General features: G+C 60.0%; 26 protein-coding genes and 1 tRNA gene. 9 read left to right on the top strand and 18 right to left on the bottom strand.

The window, feature by feature from the left end; genetic code table 11:
• Positions 1-3: 3 nt before the first annotated feature.
• The 8 genes from SIB83_RS14695 to trpD form a co-directional block, all read right to left on the bottom strand.
• A complete protein-coding gene (locus SIB83_RS14695) occupies positions 4-3,525 on the bottom strand; it encodes a DNA polymerase III subunit alpha (RefSeq protein ID WP_413746272.1) in 3,522 nt (1,173 codons plus the stop codon).
• Positions 3,526-3,614: 89 nt separating this feature from the next.
• Positions 3,615-5,078, bottom strand: coding sequence for an Asp-tRNA(Asn)/Glu-tRNA(Gln) amidotransferase subunit GatA (gene gatA / locus SIB83_RS14690; RefSeq protein WP_413746271.1), 1,464 nt, complete (start codon positions 5,076-5,078; stop codon positions 3,615-3,617).
• Positions 5,079-5,137: 59 nt separating this feature from the next.
• Positions 5,138-5,383: a DUF1816 domain-containing protein gene (locus SIB83_RS14685; RefSeq protein ID WP_413402313.1), complete on the bottom strand. Its 246-nt coding sequence runs from the start codon at positions 5,381-5,383 to the stop codon at positions 5,138-5,140.
• A gap of 100 nt (positions 5,384-5,483) precedes the next feature.
• Positions 5,484-7,136 (bottom strand): 23S rRNA (guanosine(2251)-2'-O)-methyltransferase RlmB, encoded by a 1,653-nt coding sequence (gene rlmB, locus SIB83_RS14680; RefSeq protein ID WP_413746270.1) that lies wholly within the window; start codon positions 7,134-7,136, stop codon positions 5,484-5,486.
• An 11-nt stretch (positions 7,137-7,147) separates the two neighbouring features.
• Positions 7,148-7,558, bottom strand: a complete 411-nt coding sequence (locus SIB83_RS14675; protein ID WP_413402310.1) for a ribonuclease III domain-containing protein — start codon at positions 7,556-7,558, stop codon at positions 7,148-7,150.
• Complete coding sequence (locus SIB83_RS14670; protein ID WP_074160780.1) at positions 7,555-7,902, bottom strand: STAS domain-containing protein; 348 nt, start codon at positions 7,900-7,902, stop codon at positions 7,555-7,557. The genes SIB83_RS14675 and SIB83_RS14670 overlap by 4 nt, the downstream gene beginning before the upstream one ends.
• Positions 7,903-7,990: 88 nt before the next feature.
• Positions 7,991-9,133, bottom strand: coding sequence for a carbamoyl-phosphate synthase small subunit (gene carA, locus SIB83_RS14665; RefSeq protein WP_413402309.1), 1,143 nt, complete (start codon positions 9,131-9,133; stop codon positions 7,991-7,993).
• 34 nt (positions 9,134-9,167) lie between these two features.
• A complete protein-coding gene (trpD, locus tag SIB83_RS14660; RefSeq protein ID WP_413746269.1) occupies positions 9,168-10,214 on the bottom strand; it encodes an anthranilate phosphoribosyltransferase in 1,047 nt (348 codons plus the stop codon).
• 207 nt (positions 10,215-10,421) lie between these two features.
• On the opposite strand from trpD, the gene SIB83_RS14655 reads away from it, so the two are divergent.
• From SIB83_RS14655 to SIB83_RS14630, 6 genes are all read left to right on the top strand, one after another.
• Positions 10,422-12,173 carry an ABC transporter ATP-binding protein gene (locus SIB83_RS14655; RefSeq protein WP_413746268.1) on the top strand — a complete coding sequence of 584 codons (1,752 nt, stop codon included), beginning with the start codon at positions 10,422-10,424 and terminating at the stop codon, positions 12,171-12,173.
• Between the two features lie 72 nt (positions 12,174-12,245).
• Positions 12,246-12,497, top strand: a complete 252-nt coding sequence (locus SIB83_RS14650; protein WP_413402305.1) for a hypothetical protein — start codon at positions 12,246-12,248, stop codon at positions 12,495-12,497.
• A gap of 26 nt (positions 12,498-12,523) precedes the next feature.
• Positions 12,524-13,246 carry a peptide-methionine (S)-S-oxide reductase MsrA gene (gene msrA, locus SIB83_RS14645; protein WP_413406391.1) on the top strand — a complete coding sequence of 241 codons (723 nt, stop codon included), beginning with the start codon at positions 12,524-12,526 and terminating at the stop codon, positions 13,244-13,246.
• A complete protein-coding gene (locus tag SIB83_RS14640; protein ID WP_413746267.1) occupies positions 13,243-13,431 on the top strand; it encodes a hypothetical protein in 189 nt (62 codons plus the stop codon). The genes msrA and SIB83_RS14640 overlap by 4 nt, the downstream gene beginning before the upstream one ends.
• Before the next feature lie 62 nt (positions 13,432-13,493).
• On the top strand, positions 13,494-13,841 hold the full coding sequence (locus tag SIB83_RS14635; RefSeq protein WP_413746266.1) for a hypothetical protein: 348 nt from the start codon (positions 13,494-13,496) through the stop codon (positions 13,839-13,841).
• A gap of 17 nt (positions 13,842-13,858) precedes the next feature.
• Positions 13,859-13,932: transfer RNA gene (locus SIB83_RS14630), tRNA-Pro, on the top strand.
• A gap of 134 nt (positions 13,933-14,066) precedes the next feature.
• On the opposite strand, the gene SIB83_RS14625 is transcribed toward SIB83_RS14630, so the two are convergent.
• The 4 genes from SIB83_RS14625 to SIB83_RS14610 all read right to left on the bottom strand — a co-directional run bounded on the left by SIB83_RS14625 (position 14,067) and on the right by SIB83_RS14610 (position 17,165).
• Positions 14,067-14,645 (bottom strand): Crp/Fnr family transcriptional regulator, encoded by a 579-nt coding sequence (locus SIB83_RS14625; RefSeq protein ID WP_413406389.1) that lies wholly within the window; start codon positions 14,643-14,645, stop codon positions 14,067-14,069.
• Positions 14,646-14,865: 220 nt separating this feature from the next.
• Entirely contained in the window at positions 14,866-15,846 is a 981-nt protein-coding gene (locus SIB83_RS14620; RefSeq protein ID WP_413746265.1) for a substrate-binding domain-containing protein, read from the bottom strand.
• Between the two features lie 100 nt (positions 15,847-15,946).
• A complete protein-coding gene (locus SIB83_RS14615; protein ID WP_413746264.1) occupies positions 15,947-16,207 on the bottom strand; it encodes a hypothetical protein in 261 nt (86 codons plus the stop codon).
• 70 nt (positions 16,208-16,277) lie between these two features.
• The gene (locus SIB83_RS14610) at positions 16,278-17,165 is read right to left on the bottom strand and encodes a 3'-5' exonuclease (RefSeq protein ID WP_413746263.1); all 888 of its coding nucleotides are present in this window, start codon (positions 17,163-17,165) and stop codon (positions 16,278-16,280) included.
• Between the two features lie 60 nt (positions 17,166-17,225).
• On the opposite strand from SIB83_RS14610, the gene SIB83_RS14605 reads away from it, so the two are divergent.
• Together SIB83_RS14605 and SIB83_RS14600 are read left to right on the top strand one after the other, a co-directional pair.
• Positions 17,226-17,687, top strand: coding sequence for a peroxiredoxin (locus SIB83_RS14605; RefSeq protein ID WP_413402298.1), 462 nt, complete (start codon positions 17,226-17,228; stop codon positions 17,685-17,687).
• Positions 17,684-18,430, top strand: coding sequence for a DUF1350 family protein (locus tag SIB83_RS14600; protein WP_413746262.1), 747 nt, complete (start codon positions 17,684-17,686; stop codon positions 18,428-18,430). Before SIB83_RS14605 ends, SIB83_RS14600 begins: the two co-directional genes overlap by 4 nt.
• Here the strand turns inward: SIB83_RS14600 and SIB83_RS14595 are convergent.
• From SIB83_RS14595 to SIB83_RS14585, 3 genes are all read right to left on the bottom strand, one after another.
• Positions 18,379-18,549 (bottom strand): hypothetical protein, encoded by a 171-nt coding sequence (locus SIB83_RS14595; protein WP_413402295.1) that lies wholly within the window; start codon positions 18,547-18,549, stop codon positions 18,379-18,381. The two genes, SIB83_RS14600 and SIB83_RS14595, sit on opposite strands and share 52 nt — an antisense overlap.
• A gap of 81 nt (positions 18,550-18,630) precedes the next feature.
• Entirely contained in the window at positions 18,631-20,604 is a 1,974-nt protein-coding gene (gene acs / locus SIB83_RS14590; protein ID WP_413402294.1) for an acetate--CoA ligase, read from the bottom strand.
• 157 nt (positions 20,605-20,761) lie between these two features.
• Entirely contained in the window at positions 20,762-21,019 is a 258-nt protein-coding gene (locus SIB83_RS14585; RefSeq protein ID WP_413402292.1) for a hypothetical protein, read from the bottom strand.
• Here SIB83_RS14585 and SIB83_RS14580 point away from each other — a divergent pair.
• Positions 20,906-21,562, top strand: a complete 657-nt coding sequence (locus SIB83_RS14580) for an HAD family hydrolase (protein ID WP_413747389.1) — start codon at positions 20,906-20,908, stop codon at positions 21,560-21,562. The two genes, SIB83_RS14585 and SIB83_RS14580, sit on opposite strands and share 114 nt — an antisense overlap.
• Here SIB83_RS14580 and sds read toward each other — a convergent pair.
• From sds to SIB83_RS14565, 3 genes are read right to left on the bottom strand one after another with little or no spacing between them, the layout of a single operon-like run.
• Positions 21,546-22,517, bottom strand: a complete 972-nt coding sequence (gene sds, locus SIB83_RS14575; protein ID WP_413402291.1) for a solanesyl diphosphate synthase — start codon at positions 22,515-22,517, stop codon at positions 21,546-21,548. The genes SIB83_RS14580 and sds overlap by 17 nt on opposite strands.
• Positions 22,518-22,557: 40 nt before the next feature.
• A complete protein-coding gene (murI, locus tag SIB83_RS14570; protein ID WP_413402289.1) occupies positions 22,558-23,346 on the bottom strand; it encodes a glutamate racemase in 789 nt (262 codons plus the stop codon).
• On the bottom strand, positions 23,343-24,434 hold the full coding sequence (locus SIB83_RS14565; protein WP_413746261.1) for an N-acetylmuramoyl-L-alanine amidase: 1,092 nt from the start codon (positions 24,432-24,434) through the stop codon (positions 23,343-23,345). Before SIB83_RS14565 ends, murI begins: the two co-directional genes overlap by 4 nt.
• Positions 24,435-24,436: the final 2 nt, after the last annotated feature.

Genomic DNA, 24,436 nt, shown 5'->3' with positions numbered 1-24,436 from the left:
GCATCAATTCATCAACGGGTCGCTGCAGCTGACGGTGAACGCACTGTTCTGCAGATGTCGCTGAGCCGCGGCCACATCCCTCACACAGAACTGGGGGCCAAGACGCACGTAACGCACCTCGGGACCTTTACGCACGGCAGCCACCACGGGAACGCGCACACCCAGTTCATTCTGGTCCGGACGATGGGCCTGGAGGCACTCCCTGAGCTTGTGCTGAACAGCCACATCACAGGCCTGATCAGGATCCAGCTCCACCAAAAGCAACCGCAGATCATCAATCGCGCGGCAGTCATCCACGATCAACTGAACCCGCTCATCGCGTCGATCCACCGCTGCCCAGACCAGAAGCCTGGCCTCGGCCATGAGGTGATCGGAGAGCCGCGCATAACTTTTCGGAAACACCACGGCTTCACAGGAGCCCGTGAGATCCTCAAGCTGAAGAATCGCCATGCGGTCGCCTTTACGGGTGGTGACCTGACGCATTTCACTGATCATCGCAATGGCACTGATCTTTGACTTGTCAGCCTGTTCCTCCAGACAGGCCAGTCCGATCGGCGCCAGCAGACGGGCTGGTGCGGTGAGCTGCTTGAGCGGGTGATCGGAGAGATAGAAACCCACCAGGTCCTTTTCCAGCTTTAGTTTTTCGCTGGGGTGATAGTCCTTCACAGGAGCCGCCTTGGGAGCAAGGCTTAGATCCGTTAAGGCGTCAGCTGCATCCTCGGCGGGGGCCGCCATCAGATCGAACAGATTGCCCTGACCGCTGGCACGATCCCTTGCCCGGGATCCAGCCCAGTCGAGCAGAAGATCAAGGTCGGCGATCAGTTGCGCGCGGTTGGCCTCAGGCTCCAGCGCGTCGAGTGCTCCACAGTGGATCAACGCTTCGAGGCTACGCCGGTTGAGCACACTCGAAGGAATCCGATCGCAGAGATCGGCGAGTGACTGAAACACACCATCGGTCTGCCTGGAGCTGATCAGTGCCCGGATTGCACCGTCACCAAGGTTGCGCACCGCCGACAGGCCGAAAAGGATGCGGCTGTCTTTGGGAGTGAAATCGGTTCCGGATGCGTTCACATCCGGAGGCATCACTTCGATGCCCATGGCGTTGCAGTTGGAGATATATCTCTGAACCTTGTCGCTGGCTCCGGCATTCACCGTGAGCAGCGCAGCCATGTAGGCCACAGGATAGTGCGCCTTCAGATAGGCGGTCTGGTACGTCACCGCTCCGTAGGCCGTGGAATGACTCTTGTTGAAGCAGTACTCAGCGAACAGCACCATCTGATCAAACAACTCATCGGCGACCTTGGTGTCAACGCCGCGCTCCGTCGCTCCCTTCACAAAAATGCTGCGATGCTTCTGCATCTCCGATACTTTTTTCTTGCCCATGGCCCGGCGCAGAAGATCCGCTTCTCCAAGGGAGTAGCCGGCCAGGTCCTGCGCGATGCGCATGATCTGCTCCTGATACACCATGATTCCGTAGGTCTCGCTCAGAATCGGCTCCAGGGTGCTGTGGGCGAAGTCGATTGCCTCCCTGCCATGTTTGCGGTTGATGAACTTTGGAATCAGGCCTGCATCGAGTGGGCCTGGTCGGTAGAGAGCCAGGATCGAGGAGATGTCTTCCAGGGATGAGGGTTTGAGATCACGCACGATCTGACGCATACCGGTGGACTCGAGCTGGAAGATGCCCTCGAGGTCACCACGGGCCAGCAGATCGAAGGTTCCCTGATCTTCAGGAGGCAGCTGATCAGGGTCGATCCGTTTGCCAAGGGTCTGCTCGACAAGCTCAAGGGTCTTGTCGATCATCGTGAGATTTTTGAGGCCAAGGAAGTCCATCTTCAGCAACCCCATCGACTCCACGTCCTCCATGAAGTACTGGGTGATCACCTGACCGTCGTTGTTGCGCTGGAGAGGCACCAGTTCGTCGAGGGGATCCGCGGCAATCACCACCCCAGCGGCATGAACACCGAACGTTTTGTTGGTGCCTTCGATGCGCATGGCCATGTCGACCCAGCGCTTCACGACGGGATCCTTCTCGTAGCGCTCCCTGAAATCGGGATTCGGCGAGTCATCGCCGATCATCGCCTTGAGCTTGGCTGGCTTGCCCCTGACCACAGGGATCAGTTTGGCGAGCCGGTCGGCATCGCCATAGGGAATGTCCAGCACGCGAGCCACATCCTTCAGCACGGCCTTTGAGGTCATGCGGTTGAAGGTGATGATCTGAGCCACCTTCTCATCGCCGTAACGTCGGGTGACGTAATCGATCACCTCACCGCGGCGCTCAATGCAGAAGTCGGTGTCGATATCAGGCATCGACCTGCGTTCCGGATTGAGGAAACGCTCAAACAACAGACCGTTGCTCACGGGATCGATGTTGGTGATCCCGAGGGCATAGGCAACAAGTGATCCTGCGGCCGAACCTCGACCGGGGCCAACGGGAATGCTCTGTTCGCGAGCAAAACGGATGTAATCCCAGACAACCAGGAAATAGGTGGGAAAGCCCATCTGTTCCATGATTTTGAGCTCGTGCAGCATCCGATCGGCGTAGACCTCTTCGATGGTGTCTGCCGCTGTCAGGCCGAGACGCTCTCGCAGGCCCTGCTCGGTCACCTCCCGCAGGTAGGTGACGGGGGTATGGCCATCAGGGATCGGGAAACGGGGCATCTGATAGCGACCCAGGATGTCGTAGTCCTCAACTTTTTCAGCGACGGCGACGGTATTGGCAATCGCTTGCTTCACCACCTCAGGCTCGAGGTGATCAGCGAAGAGGTGGCCCATCTCCTCTTCAGATTTGAGGTATTCGGTGCCGGTGTAGCGAAGGCGCTTTTCGTCACTGATCAGCTTGCCCGTCAGCACGCACAAAAGCGCATCATGGGCCTCCACATCATTGCGGGTGAGGTAGTGGGCATCGTTGGTGGCAACAACCTTGATGCCCAGTTCATCGGCGATCTTCACGATCTCCACGTTGACGATGCGATCTTCCGGGGAGCCGTGGTCCTGAATCTCGAGGTAGAAATCGTCTCCGAAAACACTCTGATACCAGCGGGCCACATCGCGCGCCACATCAGGTCGTTCGCGCATGATGGCCTGTGGGATCTCACCGCCAAGGCAGGCTGTGGCCACGATCAGACCTTCGGAGTACTGAGCGAGCAGATGCTTGTCCACGCAGGCGCGTGAAAAAATTCCACGACCTCGCATGCCGCGCAGGTGACTGATGCTGGTCAGCTTGACGAGATTGCGATAACCGACGGCATTCCTGGCGAGCACCACCAGGTGATATCGACGCTCCTTCTTGGGTTGCGGGTCATCAATCGAACCATTGATGACATACATCTCATTGCCGATGATCGGCTTCACACCACTGCCTTGACAAAGCTTGAGCAGTTCCACAGCGCCGTACATCACCCCGTGATCGGTGAGTGCCAGTGCCGGCATTCCCAGCTCCTTGGCACGCTCCACCATCTGAGGCAGCTGGGATGCACCATCCAGCAGGCTGTAGTCGCTGTGGTTGTGAAGTGGAACGAAAGCCATGCTCCCAGCCTAGGCGCATGCGCAAGATGCAGTGCACAGTGAGCCCGACCAACACCAGATGCGGTGCTGACCGGGCCTGAAGCATCGTGTCAGGCGGGCACCAGAGCCGCTTGCGGCCGGGACCTCATCACCTCCGCCGCCTGCTCATACTGATGAGCCACCTGCAGCAGACGGGGCTCCTGCAGGACATTGCCGATGAGCTGAACCCCGATCGGAAGACCGCCGGCATCGAAGCCGCAGGGAACGCTGATGGCCGGGAGACCGGCGAGATTGGCCGGGATGGTGAGCAGATCCGCCAGGTACATGGCCAGGGGATCATCCGCATGGGCACCGTTCCTGAAGGCCGTGCTGGGAGCAGTGGGCGTCAACAGCACATCAACCGACTGAAAAGCCACGTCGAAATCGCGCCGGATCAGTGTTCTCACCTGCTGCGCTTTCTTGTAATACGCATCGACATAGCCGGCGGAGAGGGCATAGGTGCCGATCAGAATGCGGCGCTGAACCTCACTGCCGAAACCCTCCGCACGACTTCTGGCAGTCATGGCAGCCAGAGATGTTGCGTCCCCTGCCCGATAGCCATACTTCACGCCGTCGTAGCGGGCGAGGTTGGCGGATGCCTCCGAGGGGGCGATCACGTAGTAGGTGGCGATGCCGTCGTTGAAACGGGGGCAGCTCACGTCCACCAGTTCGGCACCAAGTGATTTGAGCTGGTCTGCTGCCGCCAGCACCGACGCCTTCACCTGTGGGTCCAATCCATCCTGGTCAAAGCACTCGGTGACCAGACCGACCCGCAAACCTTTGATCGGAGCGGCAAGGCCAGCTGTGTAGTCAGGGACAGGAACATTCAGACAGGTCGAATCGCGAGGATCAGCTCCTGCCATGACCTGCAACAGTTCGGCGGCATCCGCGACCGATGAGGTGAACGGTCCCACCTGATCCAGGGAACTGGCAAAAGCCACCAGGCCGTAACGACTCACGCGCCCGTAGGTGGGCTTGAGACCAACCACCCCGCAGAAGGATGCGGGCTGACGAATCGAACCACCGGTGTCGGAGCCGATGGAAGCCAGACACTCGCCGGCGGCAACTGCGGCTGCACTGCCGCCGGAACTGCCACCCGGCACATGCTCAGGATTCCAGGGATTGGCGGTTGCACCGAATGCGGAGGTTTCGGTTGAGCCACCCATGGCAAATTCGTCCAGGTTGGTCTTTCCCAGAAGTACCGCTCCGGAGGTCCACAGTCGGTCAGTCACCGTGGACTCATAGGGAGGCACGAACTGCTCGAGCATGCGGCTGGAGCAGGTAGTGCGTACACCCTTCGTGCAGAGATTGTCCTTGATGCCGAGAGGGATCCCAGCCAGTGGCGGCAGGTCCTCTCCAGAACGACGAGCCTCATCGATGCGATCGGCATCAGCACGCGCACGCTCTGCCGTGACCTCGAGAAAAGCATGAACGCTGGAGTCGACCGCATCAATCCTGGCCAGATGTAGATCGGTGAGTTCCCTCGCGGACACCTCCCCGTTTGCCAGTTGCTGACGCCATTCGGCGATCGCCATGGTCAGGATTCGCGTGCAGCTGAGACGCTATCAGTCAGATGCGTTGGCATCGGGCCGTGTCACCCCTGGGATTCGATCGTGAACGGTTCAGCACGCCGACAGCGCAGAAGTGAATGATCAAGTGAAGCGGGGGATTCCGCAGACACATCGTTCAGAAAAGCAGGCAGTTCACGCTCCAAGGTGGTGCGACGCACGAAGGGACCGAACCAGTAGGTGACATCCGGGCCGTGGGTCTGAACCCGTGCCCACCAAGCCATACCTAGACCGTTGGCAAGTGAGCGCAGCGGTCGGTTCAGAGGGCCCATGGCGGAGCGAAGAAGACATCGCCATTGTGCACTGATTCACCGCTGGCGGAAGGATTCCGACCATCGCTGTTCCGAGTCCCTGAAGTTCGCCCCACTGCGGTCAGAGATCAATGCTGCCTTCAAAGCGTGGTTCCGCCGTGTGAGGAAGACGTTCGATCCCCAGATCGATGCCTGGATCCTCAGGCTGTGGCTGGGAGCGCTCAGACTCGCTGGAGGCCTCTATCCCGGCAGTAACCGATGCATCTGCGGGCGATGTTGCTGCATCGTCACCAGCGGACGTTCCGTTGAGTGACGCATCAACGTGCTCCGGCGTCACCGGGGGCGGCGTCGACAGCTGGGGCCGCACGATGCGGGGGGACGGGTTCTGCCCCTTCAATCCCTTCATCCAACCGCGGCGAGCCACCTCATACAGGCAAAGAGCTGTAGCGACGGAAGCGTTCAGGCTTGGTGTGACACCACGCAGAGGAATGCGGATCAACTGATCACAGTGGCGACGGGTCAGCATCGAAAGCCCCTGACCTTCGGAGCCGGTGACCACCACAAGGGGACCTTCCAGATCGACTTCTTCCAGGGTCTGATCGCCTTCCTCGGCAAGGCCGACCACGCGATATCCGGAATCCTTGAGCGTTTCGAGGGAGCGGTTGAGATTGACAACCCGAGCCACGGGAAGGTGTTCCAGTGCGCCGGCAGCGACTTTGGCCACGGATCCCGTGAGACCTGCACTGCGACGCTGAGGCAGAACCACCCCGTGTGCCCCAAGGGCTTCAGCGGAACGAACGATCGCGCCGAGATTGTGAGGATCGGTGAGTCCATCCAGAGCGAGCAGCAGCGGCGGTTCATTGAGCTCGCTGCAACCGTCGATCAGATCAGGAAGATTCAGGGTGTCCGCTGCTGCGGTCTGCAGAGCGATGCCCTGATGAACCGCACCACCTGTCATCTGAGCCAGACGAGCCCAGGTGACCTCCTCCACCAGAACTCCGGAGGACTTGGCATCACGCAGCAACTGCATGAACTTTGGAGCACTGCGCATCTCACTGGTGCACCAGATGCGATGGACCGGACGACCGGCCTCGAGCGCCGCCTGGGTGGCATGACGGCCCCAGAGCAGATCATCAGCCACGGGATCAGCCCCATGGGGAGCAGCTTCTCCTCGGGGCTGGTCTGCGGCCTGACGATCATGGCGTTCGGCCCGCCCGGGAGAGACAGTTCGGGAGTCCCCGTCACTGAAACGGCGTCCTCCCGGACGACGGTCCGCGAAACGCCTGTCATCAGAACGATATCCCTTGAAGCGCTGATCACCATCGCGACGGGCTTCAGGGCGGCGACCTTCAAAACGGCGGTCTTCAAAGCGGCGGTTGCCCCCGCGACGGTCAGCTTCGCGACGGGCTTCAGGGCGGCGACCTTCAAAACGGCGGTCTTCAAAGCGGCGGTCTCCCTGACGGCGTTGCTCAAAGCGCCGCTCGCCATCACGGCGATCACCACGGTCAGAGGATCTCGATCCATCTCTTGGACCGCCTGGACCGCCACGCAATGCACCAGACCTGGACGGTGCCCGTCCTCGAAACTCTCCATCACGCGACCCTCGCCAGGGAGTGTCAGCACGACTGTTGTCCCCATCCCGGCGGCGGGATCCCGTCGGACTGCCCTCCACCTTGGGGCGTCGACCTCGGGCCCCGCCTCGAGACGGTCGCCCGCCTGCGGAATCGCCACCACGGGAGGGGCGGGCGGAGCGGCGATCAAAACGGGAGCTCATGGAATCGATGGTTATGACAGGGCGGATTCGGTCTCCTCGAGTCGATCCAGAAGCTGGGCAAGCCGCGTCGGATTCTGCAGAAAGAGCCAGCCAACCATTGTCTCAAATCCTGTGGCCTTTCCATAGGCAGCAGGATCTGCACCCCTCGGGCCGCGACCGGCACGATTGCGACCACGACGCACAAGATCCTTTTCCTCTTCAGTGAGCCACGGCTCGAGCCGTTTCAGGGCAACAGCCTGGGCATCGGCACGAACCTCGGAGACCACGGCTCGATGCAGGTCCTTGGAACGTCCGGCCTGGCGGCAGTGCCGCAGCCGTTGATGCAGTTCCCATACAGCATCTCCAAGCCAGGCCAGCTGCAGGGGGCCAAGATCAGTGGATCCCGCCGGAAGAGACTGTTGAAGCCGGATCCAGTCGCTCAAGCAGCCAGCTGGGTGTAAGCCGTCTCAAGATCGTTGACCAGATGCAGGAAGGATTCCAGTCGGACCAGTTTCACGGTCTGGGTGACACGGGCGTTGCCAACCACCACGAAGCTGCGCTTGGCGTCTTTGCATTGTTTGGCCAGCTGCACCAGTGCACCTAGACCGGAGGAATCGAGAAAGTCGATTTTGCTCAGATCAAAGACAGCCGGAAAGGCGTTGGCCTTCAAAACATCCATCACATAAGTGATGAACTGCTTTTCGGAGTAGGCATCCAACTGGCCGGTGAAGTGAAACACCAGGCAGCCATCTTTCTGCTCAAAGCCTCCACGGAGCGAAACCGTCAGTCGCTGCAGTTCAGTGATGGGACCAGACCCCCCATGTTGCGTCGTCGTCGAGCGAAGTGTAGTGATGCTCTCCGGGACAGACCACGCATCAGCGTCGATCTGACATCAGCGAAACGAAACGGGCGAAATGGTGGTCGGCGTCGTGGGGACCAGGACTCGCCTCGGGGTGATACTGCACGCCAAACATCGGCTGTTGCCTGTGAGCCATCGCTGCAACGGTGCGGTCGTTGAGGTTGAAGTGGGTCACCTCGATGCTGTCGGTGGGGAGACTCACGGAATCCAAGGCAAAACCATGGTTCTGACTGGTGATCTCAACCTGTCCGGTGGTACCGCAGGGATGGTTGAGGCCGCGATGCCCATAGACGAGTTTGAACGTGGTGCCACCCATCGCCAGTCCAAGAATCTGATGGCCGAGACAGATGCCGAACAAAGGAAGATCCCGTTGTTGGATCAGACCCCTGGCCAGTGCAATCCCCTCACTGACAGCCGCTGGATCACCGGGGCCGTTGGACAGGAACACACCCTCAGGATTGCAATCCAGCACGCTCTGCAGGTCGCTGGATGCAGGCATGACTGTGACATCACAGCCGTGACTGACCAATCGATCGAGAATGGCTCGCTTGATGCCGAAATCAATCGCAACGACGCGATACGGGCTCTCAGGTCGACCACTGTGCAGACGTCGGTCGAAATCAACGGCGCAAGGCGCGCTCCAGCCATAGGGAGTGGTTGTCGAAACCCTGTCGACGAGATTCAGGCCTTCCATCGACGGAGCAGAGCGCACCAGCTCAAGCAGCTCAGCCGGCGAGCGTCCATCGGAGCTGATCACACCGTTCATCGCTCCTGTTTCACGCAGATGGCGAACCAGCGCACGGGTGTCTATGCCGTGGATACCGATGACGCCGTGGGTCGTCAACCAGTCCTGAAGACTCTGCCGGGAGCGCCAGTTGCTGGCCACCGGTGAGAGCTGCCGGGCAATCAGACCTTGAGCCTGCGGCTTATCGGCTTCCTGATCGTCAGGATTGACCCCGGTGTTGCCCAGTTCCGGATACGTGAACGTGACCAGTTGTCCGTAATAGCTGGGATCGGTCAACACCTCCTGATACCCGGTCATGCCGGTGTTGAAAACAACCTCGCCGACCACGCTGCCGCCGGCGCCACAGGGCAGACCTGAAAAGACAGTGCCATCGGCCAGCACAAGCCACGCCGACTCCCCGGATGAAGCAGCCATCAGCAGATGAATCCCCTCAACAACGCTGGAGCCCTCATCCTCCCTCGGCGGGGGTCAGGGCCAGCCGCAGCTGCTCAAGACGCTCCCAGGCATGACCATGCCCCAGAGCCGCGAGAGCTCGCTGGGCACCCACCTTCAAGTCCATCTCCACACCGGCCACCCAAAGCACCAGAGCACAGTTGAAAGCCACCACATCCATCTGAGCCTGGGTGCCGCGGCCCTGGAGAAGCTCTCTGAGAATCGTCTGGTTACAGGCGAGATCACCGCCGCGCAATGCATCGAGAGGTGCCGCCCGGAGACCCAGATCCCCCGGTGCGATGGATTCAGACCGCAGCACTCCGTTCTCAAGAATGCGCAGGGAATTGGGACCCGCCAGCGAGGCTTCATCGAGGCCACCGGCGCCGTGAACAACCACCGCCCGGTCCTGACGAAGGCTTTGCAGTGCTTCCGCCATAGGACCCAGCAGGTCTTCGGTCGCCACGCCCAGCACCTGACCGTTGGGTCGCAAGGGATTCACCAGAGGGCCAAGCAGATTGAACACCGTTCGCACACCCAGACTGCGGCGCAGCGGGGCCAGATTCACCAGAGCCGGGTGCCATGCCGGTGCAAACAGAAAGGTCACCCCTGCCTGAGAGAGGGCATCGATCACCTGGACAGCAGGAGCCTGCAGATGCAGGCCGAGGCCTTCGAGCACATCAGCTGAGCCCACCTTGCCGCTGGCGCTTCGATTGCCGTGCTTGGCCACATGGGATCCACAGGCTGCGGCCGTGAATGCGACGGCTGTGGAGATATTGAACGTGTCAGCACCGTCACCTCCCGTTCCGCAGGTGTCCACCATCAGCAGATCTGGACGTTCGCCGGGGAGAGGACAGGCCTCGCGCAGCACCGCCGCCATGGCACCGAGTTCGCCGCCGTTCACCCCTCTTGAGCGGATCGCAGCCAGGAAAGCCCCTGTCTGCACAGGCGTGAGCTCCTCGGAAAGCCAGGCCCTCATCAATGCCGCGGCCTGATCAGGAACAAGCACACCGCCATTCAGAAGATGCTCCAGTGTCTGAGGCCAGGAAACAGATTGGGAGACCATGGAAAAGAGAGGCCTGGAGCCTTGGGTTCGACGGACAGAAAAAAGCCCGGGTGCAGATGCACTCCGGGCCGGGTGATGGGGACATCAACACTATCCCTTAAAAAGGATGCAATGGCCAGTTCGACGCCAATCTCAACCCTTCCTCGCGCTCTGCTCTCGCCTGAGCATCAGCTCAATGCCTAGGTTGATCGTTGTTCAGAAATCGCGATGGCCGCTTTTCGCCTCGATCTGATCGGCCGCTACCTGAAGCCCCATCGCCGAACGGTGCTGATGGGTGCGGTTGCTCTGGTCATCGTGAACACTCTCAGCGTCACCATCCCTCTTGAGGTTCGGCGGGTGATCGATGACCTTCAGGAGGGTTTCGCCTTCTCCGATGTGCTTGCACAGGCGGGATGGATCGTGCTTCTCGCGACGAGCATGGGGGTGGCGAGGCTCATCTCACGTCAGCTGGTCTTTGGAGTCGGGCGTCAGGTGGAGGTTGAGCTTCGTCAGAAGCTGTTTGATCAAGTGCTGCAGCAGGAGCCCGGATGGGTCCAGCAAACGGGCAGCGGTGAAGTGATCAGCCGTGCCACGAGCGACGTCGAAAACGTCAGGCGGCTGCTGGGTTTTGCCGTGCTGAGTCTGACAAACACCGTTCTGGTCTACGCCTTCACGCTGCCGGCCATGCTGGCGATTGATCCCGGTCTCACCATCGCTGCGATCTCCCCTTATCCGGTGATGCTCGGCGCCGTTCGCCTGTTCGGAGGCCGCATGATGCACGAACAGCGGCGCCAGCAGGAGGCTCTGGCAGGTCTTAGTGAACTGATCCAGGAAGACCTGTCTGGCATCGCAGCCATCAAGATCTACAGCCAGGAGGAACAGGAGCTGAATGCATTCAGTTCCCGCAATCGCGGATATCGCGACACGGCCATCCAGCTGGCACGCACGCGCAGCACGCTCTTCCCCCTGCTGGAAGGAATCTCATCCATCTCCCTGCTGCTGCTGCTTGCACTCGGAAGCGGCCAGCTCCAGCAGGGCTCCCTGTCAATCGGCAGCATGGTCGCCCTGATCTTTTACGTGGGACAACTGGTGTTTCCCACCGCCCTGCTGGGTTTCACGCTGAATACATTCCAGACCGGACAAGTCAGTCTGGAGCGTGTTGAGGAACTGCTGTCGAGACGACCGCTGATCAATGACCCTGTTGAACCGGAGTGTCTTGAACAGCCTGTGCGCGGAGAACTGGAGGCCCGCGACCTTCACATCCGCTACGACGGATCCGATTGCGACACCCTTGACGGTCTGAGTTTCAAGATTCACTCAGGCGAACTGGTGGCCGTTGTGGGGCCGGTGGGCTGCGGCAAGACCACGCTCGCCCGTGCCCTTGGTCGCATGGTGGAGGTGCCCCAGCATCAACTGTTTCTCGATGGGCACGACCTCACCAACCTGCGTCTTGTTGACCTGCGTGAACAGATCGCCCTGGTTCCTCAGGAGGGCTACCTGTTCACCAGCAGCCTGGCGGACAATCTTCGCTACGGCGAACCCGAAGCCGACATCGGTCGGGTTGAGGCAGCGGCTGAACAGGCTCGCCTGCTGGGAGATGTGCGCGGTTTCCCCGATGGCATGAACACACTGGTGGGAGAGCGGGGGATCACGCTCAGTGGAGGCCAGAGACAACGCACCGCCCTCGGCAGGGCCCTGTTGCTTAAGGCTCCTGTTCTGGTTCTCGACGACGCACTGGCGAGCGTTGACAACAACACCGCAGCAGAGATTCTCGCTTCAGTCCGACGCCAGACACAACGCACGATTGTGATGATCAGCCATCAGCTTTCGGCGGCCGCGGCCTGCGACCGAATTCTGGTGCTGGATCAGGGACGGCTGGTTCAACAGGGGCACCACTCCGATCTGATCACGGAACAGGGCCTTTACCGAAGGTTGTGGGAGCGGGAACAGGCAGCTGAACGGCTGGAATCGGCGGCCTGACGCAAAGGTTGTGCAACGTACGGGCGACAAACCCTGTTGCCTCGGCTTAGCTGGAGTCTCTGCTGCCGAACCATGACGTCAGGTACTCCTTTCTCGGTCCGCTGCACCCTGACGTTCGGGGATATCTACGGGCAGATTCTGGCCTGGATGGCTGTGATTTTTGTAAGCCTTGCGTCAGGGCTGGCGCTGATGGGGTCCTCAAGACCGGTGTTTGCACTGGTCGGAGTCGGCCTGATTCTTGTGCTCAGCGTCCCGTTTCTGCTGTTTGCCTTCGTCACCACACTGCTCAATCACATCCGCCTGGAACCCATGACATCTGCCTAGGGTTCCGGGCGAATGACATGGATGTGATGCTGCCCAACTGGCTCACCGGTTCTCAGCAGGGACTATCAGACAGCAACGCTGACGAGCGTCATGTTGTTCTCGGCACTCCCCTGAAGGCCCCGCTGATGGAGGATCAGGAGGAAATTGTTTTCGGCTGCGGCTGTTTCTGGGGCGCGGAAAAAGGTTTCTGGCGGCTGCCTGGTGTTGTATCCACTGCTGTTGGCTACGCCGGCGGGCAGACACCATCCCCCAGTTACGAGCAGGTCTGCAGCGGACGGACCGGGCACACCGAGGTGGTGCGTGTGGTGTACAGCACACCAGCCATTGATGTCAGCGATCTGCTCAAGCTGTTCTGGGAATGTCATGACCCCACCCAGGGAGATCGTCAGGGCAATGACCGGGGAAGCCAGTATCGATCGGCGATCTACACCACCACCACCCGACAGATGCAGCTCGCACTGGCCAGTCGTGACTGGTACCAACAAGCCCTCACTCAGGCCGAACGGGACAGCATCACGACTGAAATCGCAGCTGACCGAACCTTTCATTTCGCCGAAAACTACCACCAGCAATATCTGGCACGACCAGGCAGCCGGCCCTATTGCTCCGCCATGCCCACAGGGATCCTCCTCGGTGCCTTTGAAGCTGCTGACTACCAGTTGCCCAGCCAGGTCTGGACCCATTACGACTGGAGCATCAGCCACTGCGTGCTGCGTGGAGACAACAATCCGATCCAGCTGCAGGCATGAATGACCCACTGCCCGACAGGGTGGTGATCGCCGTCATCGCTCTGACGGTGATTCTTGTCTTCGCCATGGCCTTCGCCCTGAGGCCCCGATCCGATGATCAGCCTCCCTTTCTCTGGCGTGATGAATCCCAGTCCCCTCCTGGACTGGTCTCCACACCTTCACAGAGAGCAACCCAGGGGATCTGACCACTGCCTGCGCAGCCGATAAACCGACCTGGCAAGGTTGGAAACTGGTCTCCTCGCAAGGCGTGCCCACCATTCCTGAGCCCAAGCCCCCCCGTCGCCTGCATCCCCTGCCGAGCGGCCTGGTGGAGCTTTACGGTCTGATCGCAGTGCTGGTGGTGCTCATACCGGAGTGGATCGCTGATGGAACGCTGAGTCTCAGCGACAACCAACGTCGCACTGATCTGCCGATCGCCTCAAGAGCATGGAGAACGCTGCCTGAGCTGCAGCTTGCCTCAATGAATCTTTCAGCGCTGCGTCAGCTGGCCAGAGAAATGCGCCTCTGGGGGTATTCAAGCGACAGCCGAGACAGACTCACAACAAGACTGCTGGCACGCATCAAGCGAAACACAAAGAGCGGGAATGCCTTGTGATAACTTGAATCTGCCGTCGGGGCGTGGCGCAGCTTGGTAGCGCACTACTTTGGGGTAGTAGGGGTCGTGGGTTCAAATCCCGCCGCTCCGATGTCACAGTCCAATCGATGACGAAGACTCCTCGTTTGGGGAGTCTTTTTCTATTTGCTTCACCGTAACCGGCTTGATCAAGCGATCAACAATCTCACTGAATCAAAACACTCAGGAAATCAGGCACAGAGAAATTCATTTACAGGGCACATGGGTGATCACAAGGTGGCGCTGACCATCGATCTGGAGCCAGCCCTCATCTCTGAGCAGTCCGATGACCCTGGTCACTGTCACACGGGTTGTACTCAGGGCACTGGCCATCTCCTGGTGAGTCAGACGCAGATTCAGGCGCAATCCCTGGTCACAGGGCTGACCGTAATCCTGGGCAAGCAACTCAAGAAATCCCCTGACTCGCTCCTCAACACGACGAAGTCCGAGAAGAGACAGCAGATATTCCGACTGCCGATGCCGTAGCACGACCGCTCCCAGGAAATTATTGGCAAGGTCCTGAGACTCCCGGACCTCGCCCATCGTCATGCAGAGAAGATCGGAGTCGGTGAGCGTGACGGCCTCATAAGCCTGCACCGTACTCAATGGCTCACCAAAGGTTTCATTGGGACCTGCGAGACCAAGCAGCAGTTCATCACCATGCACAGAAACCGCACCAAGCTTCACCATGCCGTTAACAACAAGCCACAGCCTGTTTTTGTGCAGTGGCACAACATTTCCCGCGGCGAGGTGCAAGCGATTTCGGTTTTGAAAACTGGAGTCCAGAAGGAAGAGCTCTACTTTTCAGACTTTGATTCTGCTGGAGTTTCAACAGAACCGACTGACGATTCCCTACCGAGCAACGTATGGAGCGAAACATCACACACCCAGACGAAGAGCCCCCTATCGAATCAATAAGGAGTGTTCAAAAGTATCGAAAGTTCGTGGCAAAAATGATGATCCGAATGGTGTCAACCTGTTCGACGCCCGATCAGGAGCCCTGCAGTTACTGACCAATCCTTTCAATGGCTGCCTTCGACTTGCTGAGGATCTCAGCCTCGAGAGGAATCAAACCAAGGTCAGGAAGCTGGCTCTGAGCCTCGCTACTGAGCATGAGCTCAAGGGTCGCTTTGATCACCTGGGACTTCTCGCCGTTTCCAGACCTGTAGGCCTTGACCCAGATCAAGGTAACGATCGGATAGGCCCCCTGGGTGGAGGGGTTCGGGTTGCTGCCGGCAAGATTGAAATCCAGATCGATGCCCTGAAGGGCCTTGGCTCCGGAAATCGGGTTGGGTCGGAGGAATTCTCCGTTGTCGTTCTGCAGCGCAGCAGCCCGGATCCTGCCTTTGACATGGGAGAGACCGAGGTAACCGATGGCTCCACGCTTGCTTTCAATGACAGCGGCAACGCCGGAATTCCCTTCAGCGGCGATCACATTGTCAGCTGGCCAGCGAATCAGCGTTCCGGTCCCAAGAGGCCACTGCGAAGAAAACGCTCGCATGGACCGAGCAAAGGAATCGGTGGTGCCAGAGGCATCCGACCGATGCACCCAGGTGAGAGCACCGGGCTCGCAGCCGAGTTGCTTCCAGTCGGTGATTCTGCCGCTGGCCACCTGAACAGCCTGCAGCTGGGTCAGCTTCAGGTCGCAACCGGGCTGGTTGTATCCGAAAGCGATGGCGGCTCCAAACGTGGGGATCTGAACCACGCCACGTCTCACCTTGGCCAGGTCCCTGGGTTGCATCGCGACGTCGGAAACCGTGAAGTCAACTGCCTGCCTGATCAAGGCCCATTGAGCTGCGGCCGAGCCCACCGATCGATAGCTGATCTCAAAACCACCGGAGTTGGCCATCCGGCCGAACCAGGTTCGGTGAAGCCTGGTGGGGAGAGATGAACCGACTGCGATCAGAGATGACTGTGAGGAGGCGGAGACACAGGTTCCGGCAGCGAGCAGGGAGAACAGAACGAGAGCCTGCCTGGCGAAGGCCATCAATGGTCTGCAGCGAAGCGACCTACCCATAGCGGAGAGCAGGCTCGGACAGCTTTCATGAGGCTTGTTCGTGAACGCTCAAGAGCATTTGAACGACGCATCAGGGCTCATGGATGGAAGCAGCTGAAGGCAACCGAGTCGAAGCTGAATAACGCGTCAGCCATCGATTCACGCGCGAGCGTTGACAGGATGGAACCTCCTCCAGGAGATGCGAGAGCTCCAGCGCACCGAGACGCTTAAGTTCGCGTACATCCACATGCCAGAGGCACTCAGCCTCGCGTATCAGGCGAGCCCAGGTCCGCACCTGCTGCCAGCGCTGCAGGCGGGAACGAATGGAAGGCGGATGCCTTGGATGATCCATGCAGTCAGCTTGGCTGGCTGAAGCCCGGCAGCAGCAAACCCACCACGAGGCTTCCGAGTGCTGAAGCAAATCAGGACGCCAGGGGCAATTCAGGATCAACAGGAACAACAGGAAAATCGAGTTTGCCGGCTTCCCTTGCGGACAGTCGCCTGGCCCAGGCTCCTTTCACCGGTTCGTTCCAGCGAAAACCGGCATCCCGGGCGAGATGACGGTCGTCGTAGGAGACCTGAGCGCGCATCAGCTGCCGAGGTTCCAGACCGCACTCGATCAAGTGCTCAAGGTCATCACAGCGCCGGAAGACCTCTGCCAGATAGATGCAGTCAGTTAAAGCACGATGAGCCGCCCAGACAGGGATTTCATAGGCCAGGGCCAGATCGCGCACCGAAGGCCTGGACCGCAGCTGACGATCAGCCGGCCAGCGCATGTCCTCCATGCTGCAGAGCCAGCGCTTGTTAACAGCCGGCAGATGGCCGCGCCCGAACCACTGGCGGTCGAAGGCGGCGTTGTGGGCCACCAGTACGTCGGCAGCATCCAGCAACGACTGGAGATAGTCGAGGGCGGGCCTCCAGGGCTGGGGCAGGGTGGTCGCGGAAGCGGGGATTCGATTGATGGCCTCCGCAGCATTGGCCTCCACCGGCAGCAGGAACGATTGCTGCGCAAGCACCTGGCGACTGGCGACATCGAAGAGAATCGCGCCCACCTCAAGGCACTGATCGATCTGTGGATCAAGTCCTGTGGTTTCCGTGTCAACAATCAACAGCGTTCCTGCTGCGGCGAAACGATCAGCTTCTGGCTGCGGCGAGGGACTGGTCTCAGGAGACTGCGGAGATTGCCTTGGGAGTTGAGCCGGAGATTGAGGCGGCGAGGCCGTGAAGGGCTGGCCAGCACTCGACGACAGCAGATCGAGCTGACCTGGTACGGATTGGTTCTCCATGCGCTGACCTACCTCCTGAATCATTCCATTCTCCGTCCTTTATCCACGCTTCCTAAGGTTTCGCCACCAATTCGACTGCTTGGCATGGCCCTCACCGTTGGTGACAGCGTTCCGTCCATCAACCTGGAGGATCACGAAGGCAACAGCTGCGCCATCAGCGAGCGCAACGGGACGCCCTTGGTGTTGTTCTTCTATCCGAAGGACGAGACCCCTGGCTGTACAGCGGAGGCCTGCGGATTCCGGGATTCCCACGAGGAGCTGCAGCAGCTTGGTGCTCAGGTCTGGGGCGTCAGCGGTGACGATCTGGTGAGCCATCGCCGCTTCGCGGAACGCCATCAGCTGCCTTTTCCCTTGCTGAGTGACAGTGATCAACGCCTGCGCCGGGCATTCGGTGTCCCCAAAACCCTTGGCCTGCTGCCATCCAGGGTCACCTATGTGATTGATGGCCAAGGAGTGATCCGGCACGTGTTCAACAACCTGCTCGATGGCCCGGCCCATGTGCGCGAAGCCATTCAGGTGCTGCGTTCGCTGCAACCCAGTCAATGAGCGACTGGATTCGCTTCCGTGACTGCTGGACCCTCTACCCGCGTCAGCCACGCGGGTTGGTCGAATTCGTGGGAGGCAGCTACCTGGCTGCAACACCGCAGATCAGTTACCGCCGCCTGCTCGAAGGACTGGAGGCGCGTGGCCTCGCAGTACACGCATGGAGCTATGTGCCTGGGTTCGACCACCAGCTGCAGGCACGCGAAGCCTGGAGTGCCATGCGGGCCTGTCGCAATCGGCTGCAGGATCATCTGGGGCAGCTGCCACCACCTCTGCGCCTTGGCCACAGCCTGGGTTGCAAGCTGCATCTGCTTGCGCCAGATGGAGGACGAAACTGCAGCGGCCTGGTCGCGCTCAGCTTCAACAATTTCACCGCTGATCAGTCCATTCCGCTGCTGGGAGTGGTTGCACCGAGCCTGGGCGTGAGCACTGAATTCAGTCCGAGCCCGAAAGAAACGCTGCGACTGATCGAACGTCAGTACCTGCAGCCCCGCAATCAGGTGGTGCGTTTCAACAGGGACCAGATCGACCAGAGTCTCGATCTGATGAAGGCACTGCGGGCTCGCAGAGGAGACAGCAGCGAATTGCTGAGGCTGCAAGGCGATCACCTCACACCCGCCAGTGCGGGCCTTAGACGACAGTTCCTTGGTGACTGGGCGGAGGGCAACGAAAGGCAGCAACAGGTGAACCGTCTTCAGGACCTGATCACCACCTGGGCGCTGAGCGGCTCCGCCTCCTCTGAATAGATCACTGAATTGGCCTCGGGTTCTCCAAACAGTTCGTCGTCACTGAGTGCCGTCTCGATCAACTCAAGGGGAGCACTTTTTTTGATGATGGCCACTTCGCAACCCCTGAAACGCCACATGCGGAGTGGACTGCATCAGGCGATTCAGGCAGCTGCGGACTCGAAGCGGTGAAGTGGTGGCAGCGACAGCTGACGCCGGGCTCAGGCACGCAACCGGTCGAGCACCGAACGATCCTCAAGGGTGCTGGTGTCTCCGGTGACTTCCTGACCGGCCGCGAGGGCACGCAGGATCCTGCGCATGATCTTGCCGCTGCGTGTTTTGGGCAGGGCATCACTGCAGCGGATCTCATCGGGCCTGGCGATCGGGCCGATTTCCTGACCCACATGGCCCCGCAGCTCCGCAATCAGGGCATCCTCCGGTTCACGACCTGCCTCAAGGGTGACGAAGGCGACAATGCCTTCACCCTTGAGGTCATCGGGACGACCCACAACGGCAGCCTCCGCGACGGCGGGGTGACTGACCAGAGCAGATTCGATCTCCATGGTGCCGAGGCGGTGACCGGAGACGTTGATCACGTCGTCCACACGACCCATCACCCAGAAGTAGCCGTCCGCGTCACGACGGGCACCATCTCCGGCGAAATAGATATGACTGCCGTCAGCGGGACGGATGTGCTCCCAGTAGCTCTCACGGAACCGCTGAGGGTTGCCGTGCACAGTACGCATCATTCCCGGCCAGGGGCGTCGCACCACCAGGTAACCCCCTTCATCAACTCCGACAGAGTTGCCATCGGCATCAACAACATCGGCTTCAATTCCCGGTAGAGGCAAGGTCGCTGAACCAGGCTTGGTCGGCGTTGCACCGGGCAGGGGACTGATCATCACGCCACCGGTCTCGGTCTGCCACCAGGTGTCGATGATCGGGCAACGACCGGAGCCGATTACATCCCGGTACCACATCCAGGCCTCGGGGTTGATCGGTTCACCCACGGTGCCCAGCAGACGCAGGCTGCTCATGTCGTATTGATCAGGCACCTCACGGCCGTTTTTCATGAATGCGCGGATGGCGGTGGGAGCGGTGTAGAAAATCGTGATTCCGTGCTTCTGAATCAGCTCCCAGAACGCTCCGGGCTTGGATGGACGCGGCGCGCCCTCGTACATCACGGTGGTCGCCCCGTTGGAAAGCGGGCCGTAAACGATGTAGCTGTGACCGGTGATCCAGCCCACATCCGCTGTGCACCAGTAGACGTCATCGTCACGGATGTCGAAGATCCACTGGAATGTGAGATGGGCCCAGAGGTTGTATCCCGCAGTACTGTGCACGACGCCCTTGGGTTTGCCGGTGGAGCCTGAGGTGTAGAGCACGAACAGACGATCTTCGCTGGCCATCGGCTCCGCGGGGAAGTCTGCGCTCTGCCCCTCGACCAGCTCATGCCACCACTGATCACGACCTTCGACCATCTCCACGGTCTGCTTGGTGCGCCGCACCACCAGAACGGACTGCACGGTTGGGCAGCTGCCATCGGCAAGCGCCGCATCAACCGCAGGCTTCAGCGCCACGGGCTTGTCCTTGCGGAAACCACCATCAGCGGTGATCACCGCCTTCGCTTCGCCATCGATCAATCGGTCCCGAAGCGCCTCGGCTGAAAAGCCACCGAAAACAACCGAATGAGGGGCACCGATGCGGGCGCAGGCAAGCATGGCGATCGCCGCCTCGGGCACCATCGGCATGTACAACGCCACAAGATCGCCCTTGCCGATTCCCATTGCTTTGAGGGCATTGGCGGCTTTGCAGACCTGGGCATGCAGCTCGCGGTAGGTGAACTGTCGTACGTCACCAGGCTCACCCTCCCAGATCAGTGCCGTTTTGTTGGCCTTCTCGCCCTCGAGGTGCCGATCAAGGCAGTTGTGGGAAATGTTGGTGGTACCGCCTTCAAACCAACGGGCGAAGGGGGCATCCGACCAGTCAAGAACGGTGTCGAAAGGCCTGAACCAGGAGAGTTCCTTGCGCGCCGCATCCCCCCAGAACGACTCTGGATCTCGACGGGCTGCATCGGCCATCGCCTTATAGGCCTCCATACCGCCGATGCGAGCGATTCGGGAGAAGTCGAGAGAAGGCTCGAAAACACGCTGCTCGTCCAGCACGCTTTCGATGGTGGATTTCTCGCTAGTCATCTGGGGTCTGCCTTGTTGCGCCTTGGGCAAAAGATAATTGGCACGGCGCATTCAGACAGAACCTTGGATCAAACCGTTTCGAACCAGCGAACGCCTGAGTTTTCTGGTTCGCCTGGAGCGGGCAACCACAGGTTTTCCAGATCAGAATGAATGGGAGTCAATGATCAGCAATGCCTGAACTGAATGACGACATCGGAGCCTTTCCTGCTGGGCCATCGATCAGTGGCAACGACAGCCATGGGTGTGATCTCTGAATCAGTTCACGACCAAACCCAGGGCCTGCCTGTTTGATCTGGATGGTCTGCTGCTCGACACCGAGCCGCTCCACGCGCTTGCCTGGCAACAGGCTGCACACCATTTCGGCACCGACCTTGCTCCAGATCAGCTGATCAGACTGCAGGGGCGCCGTCGGCACGACAACGCAAAGCTCGTCTGCTCCTGGATGAAGCAGGCGATCACACCGGATCAACTTCTTGCCGTCAGACAGCCCATCGCCAGGCGGCTTCTTCCCGATGCCAGGCCCATGGAGGGAGCGGAATCGCTGGTGCGCACAGCCGAACGTCTTGACATTGCGACGGCCCTCGTCACCAGTAGCGACCGGGAATCAGTGCGACACAAGATCGGCAATCATCACTGGGTGAATCGGTTGCAGCTGATGATCTGCGGCGACGATCGCGAGCTGAAAGCCGGCAAGCCCGCCCCCGATCCCTTCCTGTTGGGCGCTGCAGGACTGGGGGTCAGACCTGAGGACTGCTGGGCCTTTGAGGATTCCAGAGCAGGATGTGAATCAGCCCTGGCAGCTGGATGCCTGGTCTGGCGACTGCTCAGACAAACTGAGTGCTCCGATCAGCCTGATCCCAGTGCGCAGGAATTATTGAACTCGAACCGGCTGATTGCCATCACTCAACTGATCGAAGCCCAGCGTTGCCTCGAGTCGTTAATTAGTAAAGGCGACTGAGAACGAAGTCCGGGAGCTCCAGCAATGCGGTTCGATAGGGCGACTCAGGAAGCCAGGTCAATGCTTCACGGGATTCCTGAGCGAAGGTTTCAGCCAGTTGACGGGTGCGAGCAATCGCATCCGAATCGCGGACCATGCCCAGAGCTTCATCAAGATCACCCTCGTTGCTGAACTCGCGTTCAATCAGAACCCCCATGGCTGGGGTCTTCTCGAGGGCATACAAGGCAGGGGCAGTGAGATAGCCGCTGGAAAGATCACTGGCTGCGGGTTTACCAAGCTGCTGGTCACTGCCTGTAAAATCGAGAATGTCGTCAACCACCTGGAAGGCCAGACCGAGCTGGCGACCGTAGCGATAGAGAGATTCAAGCTGAGGATCGGTACAACCACTGAGAACCCCAGCAGCACGTGCACTGTTGGCGACTAGCGAGGCGGTCTTGCAGTAACTCTTTTCGAGGTAGGTTTCGAAGGTCTGGCCTGTGTCGTAACGGAACAGGCCCTGCTTGACCTCCCCATCGGCGAGATCCATGATCACGCGGCTGAGCAGCTTCACGACATCAAGGTCGTCCAGGTTGGCGAGATGCCAGCTGGCCTGAGCAAAGAGAAAGTCACCGGCCAGAACAGCGACGCGGTGATTGAAGCGGCTGTGGACAGTCTCAACGCCTCTTCTGGTGGCCGCTTCATCGACCACGTCATCGTGAACCAGAGACGCGGTGTGGATCATTTCGGTGATCTCAGCCAAGCGGCGATGGCGGGACGTGAGGCCGCCGTCGCTCGCAAGAGCTCTGGAAATCAGCAATACAATGCCCGGACGCAGACGCTTGCCACCGGCACTGAACAGATGCTCGGCTGCTGCCTGAAGAATCGGATGGCCCGCTCCGATCAAACTGCGAAGGTCGCTGAGCAGGATCTCCAGATCCGCCTCAACCGGCTCCAGCAAATCGGTGACGGTGGTCATGAATCCCCTCAGTGAGGAGATCCTAGAAGGCACCGACCTGTCACTGCAGCTGCACCAGCTCAACCCGTGGCCGTTGCCCAAGCCAGGGCGTAGCGCGGTCGGCGAATCCCTCAGGATCATCAGTGACGCAGATGCGGGTTGATCCCAGAGCGAGGGGGTGATCCAGACCTCCGGGCAAAGGCTTCCCGAGCAGTGCGTCAAGCTGACTGGCCACGGCCATTGCAGGATCGATCAAGCGAATGGGCTGCGGCAACAACCGGCTGAGCAACGGCACCAGCAGGGGGTAGTGCGTGCAGCCCAGAATCACCGACTCCACCGAAGCTTCCAGCAGAGGTTGGAGATAACAGGTGGCGGCATCATGGAGAGCTCTGGAATGCAAATCACCGGTTTCAATCAAGGGAACAAATTCAGGACAGGCCTGCTGCACCACCAGCGTTCCCGGACAAAGAGCCTCAATGCTTTCCCGGTAGGCCCCTGATGCCACGGTTGCCGGCGTGGCCAGCACCCCGACCCGGGCTTCACGAACCATCGCCGCGGCAGCACCAATCAGACCCACAACAGGAACACCTGCCTGGCCTTCAGCGACATCTCTGGCCAAGGCATTGGTGGTGTTGCAGGCCATCACCACCGTTGAGATCTGATGCTGGCTCAGCCAACTCACCACCTCTGAGGCAATGGTGCGGATTTCAGCCGCTGAACGACTGCCATAGGGAACACGGGCCGTATCGCCGAGATAAACCACCTGCAGGGAGCCGTGGCGTTCCAGAACCCGACGCAGAACGGTGAGTCCACCCAGACCACTGTCAAACATGCCAAGTCGGATGGTCATCGCACCCCCTGCAGATACTCGAGAATTCCGGTGGCAATGGCCAGTGACAGACGACGTCGATGCGATGCGGTGGCCAACCTCGGAGAATCCAGATTGCCGGTGACAAACCCTGTTTCCACCAACACCGCAGGCATGGTGGTGCGACGGATCACGAAAAAGCGGCCGCGACGCACGCCGCGATTGGGACTTCCCGGAGACACATTCAACACCTGCTGCTGGATATGAGCAGCAAGCCGTGCGGAACGTGGATCGGAGAAATAAAAGGTTTCGATGCCATTCACTTCCGGTCTGGACATGCTGATGGCATTGGCGTGAATGCTGACAAACGCCGTTGCGCCGATTCTGTTGGCAAGCGCCACTCTCGGTGGCAAATCAACATCCACCTCAGCAGTGCGAGTCAGCGTGACTTGAACCCCCTTGGCTTCAAGCAGTCGCGCCACCTGAAGCGAAACGTCAAGAACAATCTCCGATTCGCGAATCCCCCTGATCCCGACAGCGCCAGGATCAGGGCCACCATGACCTGGGTCGATCACCACCCGGTAACGACCACGACGGACACTTGGAAGTCCGGCGGCATTCACAGGAGTGCGGGTGGGCTTGATCCTCACGCCAGCCCAGCGTCCGGGACCCGCCCGATTGAGATCGCCCTCTCCAATGGTGCGCAGACCTCTGGTGGCCAGTCCCTCGAACATCAACTTCCAGCGATCCGGCGAGGTGCCGATCAAACGCAGCTGACCAGGGTCGAGTTCAACCCCGGGCTGGAACTCGATGACCAGGCGGGTGGCTCCGGGGTTGGGCTTGCCGAGACGAACCTCACGGACGGGACCGGAGCCGCGAAGCTTGCGGGGGCGACTCAGTTCGCCGGGGAAATCGATCCAGACCCTGGGCCCGCGTCCGGCTTTACCGGCTTCAAAAAAGGCATCGAGGCGCGCCCCTGTGGCTGTGCGCAATTGCAGAACCCCATCACTACCCAGCGACCAGGCCGCCAGAGCACTGGCCGCCCGAGCAGGCAGGCCCATCACCAGGCCCGCACCCTGCACGACAAGAGCGACCAGCAGGGCGCTGAAACGACGAGATAGCCGAGGCATCG

The sequence above is a fragment of the Synechococcus sp. MIT S9507 genome, from assembly GCF_047304715.1.
GTDB lineage: Bacteria > Cyanobacteriota > Cyanobacteriia > PCC-6307 > Cyanobiaceae > Synechococcus_C.
The sequence above is the reverse complement of the archived record's forward strand: the minus strand, read 5'-3'. Positions and strand labels throughout refer to the sequence as shown.